This window comes from Olivibacter sp. EAT-5, from assembly GCF_044784325.1.
Classification (GTDB): Bacteria; Bacteroidota; Bacteroidia; order Sphingobacteriales; family Sphingobacteriaceae; genus Olivibacter; species Olivibacter oleidegradans.
This window is the reverse complement of sequence record NZ_CP173028.1, coordinates 5,810,197-5,824,560: the sequence shown is the minus strand read 5'-3', so window position 1 is coordinate 5,824,560 and position 14,364 is coordinate 5,810,197. Positions and strand designations below refer to the sequence as shown.

The 14,364-nt window shown below is 39.9% G+C and carries 13 protein-coding genes; 5 read left to right on the top strand and 8 right to left on the bottom strand.

What is annotated here, in order from left to right:
* Positions 1 to 35: 35 nt before the first annotated feature.
* Entirely contained in the window at positions 36 to 458 is a 423-nt protein-coding gene (locus ACH11B_RS24385; protein WP_013667730.1) for a VOC family protein, read from the bottom strand.
* Between the two features lie 94 nt (positions 459 to 552).
* A complete protein-coding gene (locus ACH11B_RS24380; protein ID WP_130858421.1) occupies positions 553 to 954 on the bottom strand; it encodes a VOC family protein in 402 nt (133 codons plus the stop codon).
* 278 nt (positions 955 to 1,232) lie between these two features.
* Between ACH11B_RS24380 and ACH11B_RS24375 the strand changes: the two genes are divergently transcribed.
* The gene (locus tag ACH11B_RS24375; RefSeq protein ID WP_377610863.1) at positions 1,233 to 4,115 is read left to right on the top strand and encodes a glycoside hydrolase family 2 TIM barrel-domain containing protein; all 2,883 of its coding nucleotides are present in this window, start codon (positions 1,233 to 1,235) and stop codon (positions 4,113 to 4,115) included.
* An 82-nt stretch (positions 4,116 to 4,197) separates the two neighbouring features.
* Here the strand turns inward: ACH11B_RS24375 and thiD are convergent, their stop codons facing one another.
* The 4 genes from thiD to ACH11B_RS24355 form a co-directional block, all read right to left on the bottom strand.
* Positions 4,198 to 5,064 carry a bifunctional hydroxymethylpyrimidine kinase/phosphomethylpyrimidine kinase gene (thiD, locus tag ACH11B_RS24370; protein ID WP_377610861.1) on the bottom strand — a complete coding sequence of 289 codons (867 nt, stop codon included), beginning with the start codon at positions 5,062 to 5,064 and terminating at the stop codon, positions 4,198 to 4,200.
* Positions 5,065 to 5,247: 183 nt separating this feature from the next.
* Positions 5,248 to 6,378: an acyltransferase family protein gene (locus ACH11B_RS24365; protein WP_377610859.1), complete on the bottom strand. Its 1,131-nt coding sequence runs from the start codon at positions 6,376 to 6,378 to the stop codon at positions 5,248 to 5,250.
* Between the two features lie 165 nt (positions 6,379 to 6,543).
* Complete coding sequence (locus ACH11B_RS24360) at positions 6,544 to 8,121, bottom strand: cellulase family glycosylhydrolase (RefSeq protein WP_377610857.1); 1,578 nt, start codon at positions 8,119 to 8,121, stop codon at positions 6,544 to 6,546.
* Positions 8,122 to 8,404: 283 nt separating this feature from the next.
* Complete coding sequence (locus ACH11B_RS24355; RefSeq protein ID WP_130858416.1) at positions 8,405 to 8,608, bottom strand: hypothetical protein; 204 nt, start codon at positions 8,606 to 8,608, stop codon at positions 8,405 to 8,407.
* 236 nt (positions 8,609 to 8,844) lie between these two features.
* On the opposite strand from ACH11B_RS24355, the gene ACH11B_RS24350 reads away from it, so the two are divergent.
* The 3 genes from ACH11B_RS24350 (at position 8,845) to ACH11B_RS24340 (ending at position 10,959) form a co-directional block, all read left to right on the top strand.
* On the top strand, positions 8,845 to 9,636 hold the full coding sequence (locus tag ACH11B_RS24350) for an SDR family oxidoreductase (RefSeq protein ID WP_013667723.1): 792 nt from the start codon (positions 8,845 to 8,847) through the stop codon (positions 9,634 to 9,636).
* 50 nt (positions 9,637 to 9,686) lie between these two features.
* On the top strand, positions 9,687 to 10,166 hold the full coding sequence (locus ACH11B_RS24345) for a DinB family protein (protein WP_377610855.1): 480 nt from the start codon (positions 9,687 to 9,689) through the stop codon (positions 10,164 to 10,166).
* Between the two features lie 199 nt (positions 10,167 to 10,365).
* Positions 10,366 to 10,959, top strand: a complete 594-nt coding sequence (locus ACH11B_RS24340; RefSeq protein WP_377610853.1) for a DedA family protein — start codon at positions 10,366 to 10,368, stop codon at positions 10,957 to 10,959.
* 5 nt (positions 10,960 to 10,964) lie between these two features.
* Here ACH11B_RS24340 and ACH11B_RS24335 read toward each other — a convergent pair whose 3' ends face one another.
* The gene (locus ACH11B_RS24335) at positions 10,965 to 12,407 is read right to left on the bottom strand and encodes a WG repeat-containing protein (RefSeq protein WP_157622289.1); all 1,443 of its coding nucleotides are present in this window, start codon (positions 12,405 to 12,407) and stop codon (positions 10,965 to 10,967) included.
* Between the two features lie 131 nt (positions 12,408 to 12,538).
* Positions 12,539 to 13,528 (bottom strand): AraC family transcriptional regulator, encoded by a 990-nt coding sequence (locus tag ACH11B_RS24330; RefSeq protein ID WP_013667716.1) that lies wholly within the window; start codon positions 13,526 to 13,528, stop codon positions 12,539 to 12,541.
* A 72-nt stretch (positions 13,529 to 13,600) separates the two neighbouring features.
* Between ACH11B_RS24330 and ACH11B_RS24325 the strand changes: the two genes are divergently transcribed.
* Positions 13,601 to 14,239 (top strand): CatA-like O-acetyltransferase, encoded by a 639-nt coding sequence (locus tag ACH11B_RS24325; RefSeq protein ID WP_377610851.1) that lies wholly within the window; start codon positions 13,601 to 13,603, stop codon positions 14,237 to 14,239.
* The last annotated feature ends 125 nt before the right edge of the window (positions 14,240 to 14,364 follow it).

Genomic DNA, 14,364 nt, shown 5'->3' with positions numbered 1-14,364 from the left:
GATTCGTCTCCCACTCCTTCAATACTTAAGATTTGTTATTTCGCCTTTTCGTTATAATTGATCATCCAACGAACACCGTACCTGTCTTCAAATGAACCAAAGTAATCGCCCCAAAACATGTCTGCCATAGGCATTTCGACTTTTCCTCCGGCCGACAATCCGTTAAATAATCTATCCGCCTCTTCGCGACTATCAGGTGTGATACAGATATAGTTGTTGTTTCCTACGTTTAATTGATGACCTGCTGATTTTAGACAATCGGAAGCCATTAAAAATTGTCCCTCACCAATGGGAATAGAGACATGCATCGCATAGTTTTTTTCATGGTCAGGAAGATTTTCACCTCCTGGAGCCGCACTCATTTTTTGGATAAATAATTCACCGCCAAAAACTGATTGATAGAACTTGAATGCTTCTTCTGCCTGGCCATCGAAGTTCAAATAAGGATTGAGTTTCATATTATTTATTTTAATTAGAGGTTATTAGCTGTTAGCTATAAAACTATTAATGTTTTATGTGTTACACATTACTAAAGGGTTAAATTCTCTTTCATTACTCCATTGAATACAAGCCAAAGAGGTTGCCCTCTGTATCCATGCACAGAGAACAATAGCCGTATTCGCCAATAGAAAATTTCGATTTATGAACTTTTCCTCCGGCCGCTTCTACACGGCTCTCTTCTATACTGCAATCTTGGCAGGGAAAATAAACGATGGTATTGACGCAAGCACCGTCGCCTTCTTTTGTGCCGGGCATTTCTATCAGTGCGCCGCTTACCTTATCGGTCTCCTCATCAGGCGAAGAAAAGAAAGTCATCTTCATTTCTTGAGGCGCTTCGCCTGGTGCGCATTCAGCATCAAAGAACGTTCTATTTAAAACTGTCCGGTAAAACGTCTTTGCCCTTTCTAGGTCCCGGACATATATTTCAAACCAGCATATAACATTGTTTTTCATAATTCAGTGTTTTATTTTTTGTTAGCTATTTTTTTTTGTCTTATTATCGTATAACAAAGGTATTACCTATTTATGAGAATAGAAGAGGCTCTTTATGCCATTTTTAGGGTGTATTTAAGACATTCCTTTTATAAAGGATAAATGAACTGTTTTGTTTTGCATATGAACTAAATCTCCCCATTTTTCCCGACTCAATAAGGTCTGCAACAACGCTATACATTTGGGTCTTAGTCGCGCTTGGCGGATAATCTAAACAATATTTTGTTTAATGCACAAAAATGCTGAAAATTGTAAAACTAACACTTATCATTATCGAGCCAATAATTATGCTTCAGCAATATAGAATTTCCGTAATCGCTTTTTGTAGTAGGCCACAAATAGGTCTTATAAGCTTCTTCCTTTTGTGCTTTCTGTCGGGATCAACGGTATTTAGTCAGGAAACAGTGGTCAAATATCTTTCAGGAACGGACAAAGATCATACTAAAAATTGGGATTTTATGGTTTCTTCCGGTGCAAAAAGTGGGCAGTGGACGACGATTGGAGTGCCCTCGAATTGGGAAACGCAGGGTTTTGGAACCTACCACTATGGTTGGGAAGAAGATTTCAGTAAAAACGAAATCGGTTATTATAAGTATCGATTTCCCAGCAACCCGACGTGGAAAAATAAAACCGTGAAAATAGTCTTTGAAGGTTCAATGACCGATACAGAAGTGAAGATTAATGGTAAAATCGCGGGAGCTATTCATCAAGGTTCTTTTTATCGATTTAAATATGATATCACTAAATTACTGAAGAAAACGGGAGATAACCTTTTGGAAGTTAAAGTCAGCAAAATATCGGCCGATACTTCGGTCAATCGTGCCGAACGGATGTCAGATTTCTGGGTGTTCGGCGGTATTTTTCGTCCCGTATATTTAGAAATTACGCCGCAGACACATATAGAATGGACGGCTATTGATGCTAGAGCAGATGGCAGTTTCGTGATGGACGTACACACAGAAGGAAAGTTAGCACATGGATATGTGGAAGCGCAGATAAGCGATTTAGACGGAAAGCTTGTTGGCAAAGCATTTCAAGCGAAACTCGATCACAAATCAGGGAAAGTAACACTGAATAATAAAGTGACTAAACCTGCATTATGGTCGCCTGAATTTCCCAACCGTTATCAGGTAGTTGTTAGATTAAGAGACTATAAAGGCAAAATCATTCACAGCAAGGTCGAAAAGTTTGGCTTTCGAACCGCTGAGTTGAGACGTGGAGAAGGCTTTTTCGTGAACGGCGTGAAAGTGCGTTTTAAAGGCGTTAACAGACATAGCGCATGGCCTACCTCTGGCAGAACAATGAGCAAGGAAATCAGTGAGTTAGATGTTAATCTTATAAAAGACATGAATATGAATGCGGTTCGTATGTCTCATTATTCTCCGGACGCTCATTTTTTAGATATTTGCGACTCGCTCGGACTGTTTGTGATTGATGAATTGACAGGCTGGCAAAAAAAATACGATACCAGCGTCGGACGTAAATTACTTAAAGAAATGGTTATGAAGGACGTAAATCATCCTTCTATCGTTATCTGGGCTAACGGAAACGAAGGGGGGAATAATCACGAGCTCGTTGCCGATTACGCAAAATATGACCCACAAAAGCGCACCGTTATACACCCATGGAATAATTTTGAAGGTACCGACACGCAGCATTACAGAGCTTATGATTGCTGTGTCGGATCATTGTATAATGGAAAAGAAGTATTTTTTCCTACTGAATTCTTACACGGACTCTATGACGGAGGGCACGGTGCCGGGCTGGAAGATCACTGGAACCTGATGAGAAGTAAACCATTATCTGCCGGAGGCTTTTTATGGTCCTTTGCAGACGAAGGGGTTGTGCGGTTGGATCAGGAAGGACGCATGGATATAAAAGGTAACTTGGCACCCGATGGAATACTTGGACCTTATCGTGAAAAAGAAGGGAGTTTTTATACTATTAAAGAGATTTGGTCACCTATAAAGATAGCTCTTGATAAGCTTCCCCAAAACTTTGATGGCTTACTTCCGCTCAGCAATGATTACCTTTATACCAATCTCAATCAGATTAGGTTTAGCTATGAATGTCGGCAATTACCGGCACCATATGAATCAGATACCACCGTGAAAATTCTTGAGAAAGGTGATTTACAAGGACCCAATGTAGAGCCTCAGCAAAACGGCTATTTACGCTTACCCTTTCAGCATGATTTAGCGAAGACCGATGTGTTAGTACTTACCGCTAAAGATCCTTATGGCCGGGAGATTTTCACTTGGACTTGGTCACTAAAATCACCAACTGAAATGAATGAAAGATGGCTCAGCACAAAAATAAGCTGGCCTATTTCCGTTGACGAAGCTAATAATACTTTACGTTTACAATCGAATAAAACTACCATTGCCTTTGATACAAAAAGTGGCTTACTGCAAAGTGTGATTAGTAACGGCACGGTAATTCCTTTGACTAACGGCCCGCAATTGGCGGTAGGAAAGGCATCTTATGTAGGTATGAAACATTACAAAAAAGGAGACAGCCTTTATGTGGATGTTCAGTATACCGGTGCTTGGAAGAAGGTTCGTTATGTATTGGCTCCGAACGGTTTATTAACATTGGAATATGCATACAATGTTTATAATTCCAATCCGCATAACGAGTATCCCTTTTTAGGAATTAACTTTAATTTTCCTGAAAATTTAATTACCGGTGTTCGGTATATGGGACGAGGCCCCTATAGGGTATGGAAAAATCGGATGAAGGGAAATACCTTCGGTGTTTGGAACAAAAAGTACAATAATACGGTCACGGGCGAATCATGGGATTATCCGGAGTTTAAGGGCTATTATCGCGATTTCAACTGGGTTGTAATAAAAAATAAAGCAAAGGATTTTATTGTATATAACGGAAGTGATAAACTGTTTTTGCGGTTGTACACGCCGGAAAAACCAAAAGGCGCAAGGAATGAAAACAATTCTCCCGATTTTCCTGATGGTGACATTTCATTTTTGCACGCGATTAATGCCATCGGTACCAAATTTGACCGAGCCGTGGATCACGGACCTCAAGGACAACTGAATAGAGTGGGCTTTAACGCCATTGAAGGGAAACTGATATTTGATTTCGATCCTAAATTGCAGTAGTAGCCTTGCCTAGACGGCCTCGTGTGAAAGTCGAACATATCGGTTGCTCAGGCGTTAATAATTAATAGCATTCACACGGGCTTTACCTGTTTTTTTGATCTTGCTCGCTCTCCGAAAGAAAAGCGTTTTTTATTAATTTTTCAGGATCGAAAAAATGATTTAAAGGGCCGCGCCCTTTACCCGTTAAGACATCCATTCCGTTTTTGATAGCTTTGTACGTATAGCACTGTCCCGCAACTATTGCGCTTTCCATAGGGAAATCCCGGGCTAAGAAGCTTGTAATAGCAGATGATAGCGTGCAGCCTGTTCCATGTAGATTATTCGTTTCCAGTTTAGCTGACTCATAGGAATGGACTTTACCTTGATTGTCGAAATATAAGGACGTAAGCGTAGATGACTGCAAGTGGCCTCCTTTCAATAAAACATTCGTAGCTCCCAGCTTCAAAATCCGTTCGCCGGCAATATACATATCATCCAGGGAGCTGATTTTCATTTCGGCAAGTACAGCAGCCTCATCGATATTGGGGGTAATAAGATCGGTTTTCGGAATTAGCTTTTCCACAATAGTAGCTACAGTTGCGTCTTGTACTAGTCGATGTCCGCTGCTTGCTACCATCACGGGATCGAAAATAAGTGGAACTTTTGGATATTCTGAAAGGGTTTCTACGATGACATCCACTAAAGTTGCTGTGTGCACCATTCCAATTTTTATAGCTTTCGGAAAAATGTCGCTCAATAGAACCCTTATCTGTTCCTGTATGGCCCGATCCGGGATGGCATAAATCGCTTGAACCCCTTGTGTGTTTTGAACGGGAAGTGCTGTTAACACCGAGGTAGCAAAGCATCCCAATGCGGAGAAGGTCTTGATGTCTGCCTGAATTCCTGCGCCACCACTACCGTCAAAGCCGGCAATTGTCATGGCAATAGGGTATATATACTCTTTTTGCATTTAACGTATTATTACTTTTCCTCACTATTTCAATGCGATCAACTTCAGAGCATGCACTCCACGCTTCTTAGCAGAATTAAAGCTAATGCGAATGTACAAATCTTTAATAAGGGTAAAAAACAAGTCTTTACTTGATTTCGTTCAGCAGAGTAATTGCATCATATTTGTGATGTGCCCATCTCGTTAGACTTTTATATAAATCTTCTTGCGATCAAGTAGCCACCCTACACTCCAGCAGAAAAGCATATAGCATAGTGCAAATAATAACGATCCTGCCGGACCGGGGAGTAATTTCTGAAACAGATGTACATTGATGTAATCAAACAACGAAGTTCCACCTAAAGGTATTAAAAATAGGCTGATCAAAACAATTTCGGATAATAGGTAAACGAATAGCGGATTTTTTCCAAAGATAATAAAGAAATTAGTCCATTTTCTTGGGACGCCATTATCATTTTCTGAAATTGGAACCAACAAAGGAAGAATTAGTAGGTCTAAGCTAATCGTTAATAGCGCAAATGAACTGGACCATATTTTTTTATTTATAGGAAACACCTGATTCCATACCAAGGCTATCAATACACCGATAGCGCCAATAATCAACAATTTACCAAGGCTCTGTACCGTTCCGCCCTTTTCTTGTAAATACTTACCGACCAAATACCCTGCAATTGCATTGGTAATAGCAGGTATTGTGCTCAACAAACCTTCCGGATCAAAAATAATTCCGTGGCTATGATATAAATGAGACTCGCCAAGAAGCCATAGGTCGAGTTTGAATATGGCATTTCCCTCTAATGAATAGGGCGCATCCGTGCCAAAAATTAGTAGGATGACCCAATATATTAATAATAATGCAATCGCAAGCCAAACAAGATACTTTCTTCGAACATAGTACACCGCTAGGGCTGTAAAAAGATAACATAAGGCAATACGCTGTAAAACGCCAAATACACGAGTCTCATGTAAAGGGAAAGATATGATTTCATGTTGCTCCGTTATTTTAAAAAAGGGGAACCAATACATTAAAAAGCCTAATAAAAAAATCAATGCCGCTCTTTTGAAAATGGTCAAAAGTACCTGTTTGGATGAGAGATACTGAAATTTCCTTTCGGAAAATGAAAGTGCGTTCCCAACGGCAAATAAGAATGAAGGAAAGACAAGATCCGTAGGAGTAAAACCATGCCATGTTGCATGGTTCAAAGGCCAATACGGTGTTGCACCTGACCCTGGACTGTTTACAATTATCATGAAACATATTGTCATTCCCCGAAATACATCCAGGGCAGTGAATCGTAATTTCTGTTCCTTCATTAGCTGCGCTCGGCTTATTAGTTGTTGAAGTTTAAGCATAAAACAATCCAATTCACCGTACTAAGTGGCGATGGAATCGGATTGCTTTTACGTGCAATTTACAAAAACAGCTTACAATTACAATTATTTTTCTTTGATGATATTGATAGAGACAAGAAGAATAAATTAGGGATTCGACAAAAATTCAACCCAGTTTACATTGTAGCCGATGCCTTCAAATTCCAGTCGAAGAATTTTATTACTGCCCGATGGTACCGTCACATCACTTAACGTAAAGTTCTGATAGGTCTCCCAACCACCGGTACTTGTAATATCGACTGTTCCGAGTGGAACGTTATCAAGCTTTACGGTGATTTTTTTTCCGGTGGCTGCATCGCCACTTGCTACACGCAGGTTGATGTCGTAGGTGCCGGCAACTGTATTTGATAAGGTGTAAGCAAGCCACTCGCCCGTATTTATATAACCAAGCGTATATCCACCGCCGCCATCATTTGTGGTACCTAGGTCAACCGGTGTGTTACGGTAAACATTTCCTCCCTGATTGTCGAAGGTCGTTTCATGATAGGAGATATCTTGGCCGCCTTCATCGAAATCTTCAATTTCCATTCTGCCAGGAATGTTATGCACCTTAAACGCCGTTTGTGGTCCGGGTGTAAAACCGCCCGCCTGATTGTGATTTTGCAATTCGAAAAGCCAGTCCCGTATAAACTTTCCTTGATTTTCGCCGCTCATTAAATTCCAGTTCCAGTCGAATATCTGTGGTTTCCAATAATTGTCAAAAATGTAGTTAAGCCAACCGATATGGGCGTGGTCATCCATATACGTACGGAACTGTTTGCCCCAACCGCCGGACGTGCCATAAGTGACATTGTCGGAATAATTTGGGTCAGCATTCCATCCAAATTCAGTTATAACAATAGGAATGCTATTTGCAGCATTACCAAATCGAGCATCCAAACTGCTAGTAGTTGCCGACTGATTAGGATAAATATGATACACATAAGCCATATTTGGATCATCAAAAGGGTCAGAAACGGCTTGGTTGACCCGTGTGCTCCATTGTGGGTTACCCATGAGGATGAGATTATTAGGTGCAACTGCTCGGATAGTATCGACAACAGGTTGAATAAAATTTTTCCATGTCGTCCAATTATCGGGACTAATTGGCTCATTGTACACCTCGAAAATCACTTCCGGATTATTGGCATAGTGTGGCGCTACATAACGCCAGAAGTCGATCACTTTTGACTGTGGCGTCCCTCCATCACCATAATTTGCGACAAGATGAAGATCAACAATAACATATAAGCCTAACGAAATGGCCTGTTGCACAAAAGGATCAATGTGATTTGCAAAAGCACTGGCAGGATCGCTGTAACTTTGATGAACACCGATGCGCACAACTCGCGAAAACCATCCTTGGGCAGCATTAGCCTGTAATGCTAACATTTCACTAATCGGTCGTGGGCTACAGGTGGTACATTCATCGTTGCTTTCGTTTGGAAGGAGTGAAAAACCCCTAAGTGTAACAGGATTTCCGAAAGCATCTTTAATTTGATTGCCGTCTACATGTAACGAAGGTAACGGTGAACTAGTTCGCTTAAGTGAGCTAAAGGTCTGTTTTTGGGAAAGAAGTTCACTGGGCTCTATCGGCTTTGTTTCACAAGATGTCAACAGGACTGTCATCCCAATGAACACACAGCCCATCAATTTTCTTTTACAGAGATTAATTGGGGATATCATAATCGTTTTGGTTTATAAATGTTAATATCCTTGAGGACATTAGCTGCCTCTAATAAATGTATAGTATAAAATGCAAAAAAAAGCTTTTTTGTTTTAAAATAATAAACTAATTAATTACACATACATAATTAGCCAACTGACGATACATGCTTCATGCCATGGTGGATTTTGATGCGGTCCTATAAAGACGCAATTTGTATCATCCGTGAGACAAGGTTAAAGGCCTTATATGCCTATTGGCTAATAAGACAGGCATTGGGGCGGGTGGTGAGTAAACATTAGCTCAGAGAGCCCGGTGTTGGTATTCATCACTTACATCGATGTTAATTAAATCTAACAAATGAAGCGAAATTGCTTGTTCTTTCTGCTGAGTTACTTCCACTGCTTTCTCAGATTTAATATCCTTTGCAATGGTAAAGGCTATTGCCGCCATCATTTGATCACGGGCCTTCAATAGTTCGGATAGGTCTTTTGTTGTCGTTTGCATGCCAGTACTTTTGTTTTATATCCAAAGAATAGGGTAAGTTGTCCGCTCGCAAAAATTCAAAAACTACTTTAGCAAATCTTTAAATAAATGTTATTATAGCGTGATTACAAGTTACGAAAAATTTAGAAAAGGCAACTAAACTTTTTTAAAATTCACAATACACTTCATAAAAGCGTAATAGTAGGGCCAGCTAATTTTCGACTTGTATATTTGTGCTGATATTAAAAAGCCAAATTATGTTAAAAGACAAAGTAATAGTAATTTACGGAGCCAGCCAGTCGCTTGCCGGTGCCGTAGCTAAAACAATGGCTCAAGCCGGTGCAAAGCTGTTCTTAAGCAACCGCCACTTGACGCCGGCCGAAGAAGTCGCACGAGAAATAAATGAAGCAGGCGGTTTTGCCGAAGCAGCCGAAGTTGATGCCCTAGACAAGGGGGCAATTGAAAAACACCTTGTCAAGACACTAAAGAAAACGAAGCGAATCGATGCTTCCTTTAATCTTGCGGGGTTTGAAGTGCTGCAGGATGTTGATCTGATTGATATGTCGTTAGACGACTTTGTTCGTCCGATAACGACGGCGATGCAAACTCATTTTCTAACTGCTACGGCTGCCGGGAGAATCATGGCTAAACAAGGTTACGGGGTGATATTAACTTTAACGGCAACTCCCGGCGGAATAGGTTACCCCAAAGTCGGAGGCTTCGGGCCCATATGTTCGGCTGTCGAAACCTTTTCCAAAAATCTGGCAGCCGAATTAGGACCTGTAGGGGTAAGAGTAGTTAACATACGATCGGCAGGATCCTTAGATTCGCGCCCCTTTAAGGAGGCCTTAGCTTTTGGTGGTGATCGAATCATAGAAGTAATCAAAAAGATGAAATCTGATACGATGTTAAAAGAGTTACCGTCTATGCATGACATTGCTTCTACAGCGTCGTTTTTAGTGTCAGATATGGCGAAAAGTATTACAGGTACCACCATCGATGTAACAATTGGCACAACTACTGCGTTGAATTATAAAACAGACATTTGAACCTTATGTAATGGAGAGAAAGATTCACATACAAACAATAATTGGAATCAATGGAATCATTAAATGAATATATGGAGCACCAATATCAATGGGTGAAGCATTCACGGAAAAAACTATTTGACTATTGCAGCACGTTCGTAACCGAGGATTTTGTAAAGCCAATTTCTTTTTTTGGTAATGGAGGTAGTGTTCGGAGCTTGCTAGTCCATGTAGTTAATACCTACAAAGCTTGGATCGTATGTCGTGGCATGGCATTAAACACGGATTTTTTGAAGGAGGAAGTGGTTAGCTCTATGAAAGACGTTATTCCTATCTATTTGGACATAGATGTTCATGTTGATGCCTTCATAAAAAATAGCAGGCAGAAAAAATTGGGCGTTACTTTTATGCGAAATGGCCGTCTATGTACACTAAGTCCTTTTCACCTATTTAGCCATGTTATTACTCATGAGTTTCATCATAAAGGACAAATACTAAGTATAAGTAGATGCCTTGGATATCAACCTATTGATACAGATATAATTAGTTGAGGAAGAAGAGTTGGGTCAAGGTCCAACCTCATATTTCCTTTGCAATAATTAACTGTCCTGACGCAATTAATTGGGATGAATAGTGCTTTTTTTGGGATGAAAGGCTCCTTTGCTTGTTTTTTGCGTATCAACACAATTACCTCCTGCGCGTAAGACCATATTCTTCTTTTGCAAATACTGAAATTAGTATGTTTGTGTCATGTTTGATACGGAAGCGTTGCTAAACCAGGGGGGCTTGTTGTTTTTGATTTTTTCTGTTTATGGACAGATCGGGTTGATTTTTCTCTTTTTCTTACCGAGTGGTGGGTTTATGTTTACCGCCGGTGTGCTAATTGCAGCCGGTAGATATCATTATGACCTGCCGACACTATGTATGCTGCTAACTATCGCTGCTATTGCCGGCAATATAACGGGATATATATTCGGTAAAAAAATAGCACCATATCTGCATACGCGACAAGATTCCCGATTCTTTAAGCAAACCTACTTAATAAGTACACAGCGGTTTTTTCAAAAACATGGCTCTTTAGCAATTGCTGTTGCTTTATTTTTTCCTGTGGTTCGTACTTTTGTGCCTATTGTTGCCGGTATTACTAAGGTCCATTTCAATAAGTTTTTACTGTATGCCGCTGTAGGTTCCCTTTTTTATGTAGTTGGGTTTTCACTCACAGGATATTTAATAGGCAAAGTGCCAATGTTGAAGCCCTATCTCAACTATATCACCATAGGTCTTATTCTTTTACTAACATCACCGGTTCTTGTGCGATTAGTGAAAATTGTTAAGAATGCATAACCGATTTATTTCCTGATTTTATCCCGATATTCCTGTAAGCTCTCAAAATCGACGTAGAAACGTATATATTGTCCGTTCTCCTGTAGGGTAACCATCCCATCGCTATTGATGTCAAAATAGGTCGGGGTAATTAAAACCTCACCTGTTTTTGGACGATAAATACCGTAGGCCTTTTCACGTTCAGGCCTAAAAGACCATAACCCCTTTTCGGCATCCAAGCAGCGGATGCTATAATTATCGGGATTCCAAATCCAACGATTTTCCTGTTTATTCCAAAGGCCTTGTCTCTGGTGATCGCCTCGCTTAAGAGTTATGATCAACCAATGCATATTTTCGGATACATCTTCGTAAGCAATGGCACGAAAATCTTTCAAAGCATTTGGATTGATTACAGTGGATAATTCGGGCCATACGATATCGCCGGTAGGATAACGTAATGTAAAATTATGTTCGCCGGAAGGTTGGGACACCCACCTTCCATCCGATTGAAGAACTTTGTGTTTAATCTGGCCGGTTATTTGGTCGAACGAGCGTACTAAGAAGCAATTTGTTCCGGCAATGGGCGCTAATAACATCGCTTGCTGTAATACCGAATCAGCTAAAATATGATCATCAATTAGAGTTTCGACAGATTGGGGAAATGCTATCTTCATTTCAGGGAAGAGGTACTGCTTGCCTTCTGTATCTTCAAACACTTGCGCGATATTTTGGTAAAGGTAGTCGTCTTTATGCAGTTTAATGGCATGGCTTTCGCCTTTAACAGTATAAATTAAACTGTCTTTTTTTCTAAATATCCGTCCATCTGTTTTTCGGTTATTTCGATCGGTGATATAATAGTTGTTACCGTTAACTTGAAACAATTGGTCATATCCAATAACATTTTCAATATGGTTGCTTATGACCTTTGCTTTGCCATCATTTAGTTGATATAATTTTCTTTTGTGTAAAAAATATCCGTCGCCCAAATTATTAACCTCCATGTGGTAACGATAGCTTTCAGAAGTCTGTACTTCATTATCATAAATAACTTGCTTGTTTTCAATAATAGTGATTTTTAGTTTAGACATGTTAACCTTGGTGTCAAATAAACGGTTATCATTTTTTGAAGATCCCATAAGCGAAAGACCGGGAAGAAAGCGCCAATTCCAGAAACGCCATCGCGTAGTATAAGTCTCTTCCGTCCACATTAACGTGTAGTTGTCCAGTTCTTGAAGATAAATATGTTTATACTTTATAGGCACAACGATATTCCCAAGAGTGTTGATGACACCATATTGCAGTGTCGTATCTTGTACGACGGCAAAACCGGTATGAGTAAACTTATTCGCAGTAATATAACATGGGGAAACCACCAAGCGCATCGCCGTGTCAGCGTAACCATAAAGTCCATTGCTGCCAAGATAAGGATATAGCTGAAGGGAATTGGTTTCTACAGTGGTTGCGATCACCTTCGTTTTGCTTTGACAGGCGTGCATGGAGCAACAGAAAACAACTGAAATAAAAAAAGTGTAGCTAAAGCTCCAGGTAGCCATTGTTGATGTATGATTTCTACATCAAAATTAGTACAGGAAACTCATTTCTATAATCCCTGAAAACAACCATTTCCAAGGGGCTTACTTTTATTCGGCGCGTACCCATAATAGTTTTTAAAGGCACGTATAAAGGAGGCATCAGATTGATAGCCAACCAAGGCCGCAATTGCACCCAAAGGAAGAGCTCTTGCTTGGAGGAGTTTATAACTATATTGCATACGCAAATGGTTGATGTAGCCAAACACTGAATAGTTAAATAAGATTTTGAAGCCTTTCTTTAGTTTGAATTCATTGATACCGGCCTGTCTGGCCAGCCCGGAAAGGTTATGCTGCTTCAGGAAATTATCGTCTAAGTATATTTTTAAATCGTGAAGTAAGTCGACGTCGCGTTGACTGAAAGGAAAAGTGTTTCTTTTCTGACTAAGCGATGATTCATTTAGGATAAGTAATATCAATTCTTCTATTTTATGGGGGACATAGGTAGAAATTAAAGAATCGGCCACCGGAGGATGAATGATTGCGTAAAGGGTTTGTTTTAGTAAGGAGCCAAAATGCTTTGGTTTGTCAAATAAAGTAAAGGGTTGGTCTTTTGCTAGCTTTTTAGCTATTTTCTGCCATTCGGCTCCGCACTGTTCCAATAGTGATGTAAGGTATTGTTGATTAATCCCTAGGCATATATAACTATAGTCTTTCTGTTTTGGAAACGAGAAATTACTGATAGGATCAATACAATTCATTACATTAAATTCACCCTGCTTCATGGGTAGCGCATCCCCGAAACAAGAGATACGCGCGTTCGAATGCCCTTCAAGTTGGAAGTGGAAGCTGGTATGATTGAAGTCTCGAAAGTTAACGACACGTACTTCCTCCTGAAAGGACGACTCGAATTGAAGTATGTTAAAATGGCTGTTGTTGGACGTACGCGTTATAGCATTAAATTGACCGACATGCTTTAACGCTTTATACTGGCCTTTTTCCGAATCAGCAAATTGCCGGTCCACTAATTGGGTGAATTCATGGCTATATAAGGTATACATAAAAATCCGTTTGCGCTGTTTAAAATCCTTTTTTGCACCAAGGCTCCACGAGCAAAAATAGATATTTGTCCCATGAAAAAAGAAGTTTCTTATAACCAAGTCAATACGCTGAACTGGAAACGGCAAGCTCATTACTACTTTTTTAGATCCTTTGAAAAACCGTTCTGGGGTGTCACCACGCAGTTAAATTGTACGAAAGCTTTTGCATATTGTAAGACTTATAATGTCTCGTTTTTTTGCTATTATTTATACTTATCGCTGCGGGCGGCTAACGAAGTGCAGGCTTTTCGTTATCGCATACATGACAACAACGTGCTGGAGTATCACGAAATTGGTGGGTCCATTACCGTCATCAGGCCTGACGAAACTTTCGGCTTTGCCTATTTTGATTTTTACGATGAATTTGAGCGCTTTCAAGTAGAACTAAAAAAACAAATTAATTTAGAAAAGCAGTCGCGTGGATTACAAACGGATGCAAATTGCCGGGATGTTATACACTATTCGGTGCTGCCCTACATTTCCTTTACACAAATGGAACATGCTTTATATGGGGGGCAAGACAATGGCATACCAAAAATCACCTTTGGGAAATACCTATTTCAAAATGATCAGATCTTGCTTCCCATGTCTATACATGTACATCATGCGCTGTGTGATGGGGTTGATGTTGGCAAGTTCGTTACCACATTTCAGGGATATCTGGAAATGTAGCTTAGGCATTTTCCTAAACCGAAAACACCCATTTGAAAAATGGAAGCTATGGTTAAGAAAAGTCTATTCAGTCTAAAAATTTCGTGTATGGGTAAAAAACGATATCTTTATTGACCATAATAACT

Bases quoted from the DNA above. Each gene is read 5' to 3' on its own strand.
- ACH11B_RS24380 (WP_130858421.1), bottom strand. From the start codon at position 954: ATGAAAAACAATGTTATATGCTGGTTTGAAATATATGTCCGGGACCTA.
- ACH11B_RS24355 (WP_130858416.1), bottom strand. From the start codon at position 8,608: ATGCAAACGACAACAAAAGACCTATCCGAACTATTGAAGGCCCGTGAT.
- ACH11B_RS24385 (WP_013667730.1), bottom strand. From the start codon at position 458: ATGAAACTCAATCCTTATTTGAACTTCGATGGCCAGGCAGAAGAAGCA.
- ACH11B_RS24375 (WP_377610863.1), top strand. From the start codon at position 1,233: ATGCTGAAAATTGTAAAACTAACACTTATCATTATCGAGCCAATAATT.
- ACH11B_RS24325 (WP_377610851.1), top strand. From the start codon at position 13,601: ATGAAAAAAGAAGTTTCTTATAACCAAGTCAATACGCTGAACTGGAAA.
- ACH11B_RS24350 (WP_013667723.1), top strand. From the start codon at position 8,845: ATGTTAAAAGACAAAGTAATAGTAATTTACGGAGCCAGCCAGTCGCTT.
- ACH11B_RS24360 (WP_377610857.1), bottom strand. From the start codon at position 8,121: ATGATATCCCCAATTAATCTCTGTAAAAGAAAATTGATGGGCTGTGTG.
- ACH11B_RS24330 (WP_013667716.1), bottom strand. From the start codon at position 13,528: ATGTATACCTTATATAGCCATGAATTCACCCAATTAGTGGACCGGCAA.
- ACH11B_RS24365 (WP_377610859.1), bottom strand. From the start codon at position 6,378: ATGAAGGAACAGAAATTACGATTCACTGCCCTGGATGTATTTCGGGGA.
- ACH11B_RS24340 (WP_377610853.1), top strand. From the start codon at position 10,366: ATGTTTGATACGGAAGCGTTGCTAAACCAGGGGGGCTTGTTGTTTTTG.
- thiD (WP_377610861.1), bottom strand. From the start codon at position 5,064: ATGCAAAAAGAGTATATATACCCTATTGCCATGACAATTGCCGGCTTT.
- ACH11B_RS24345 (WP_377610855.1), top strand. From the start codon at position 9,687: ATGGAATCATTAAATGAATATATGGAGCACCAATATCAATGGGTGAAG.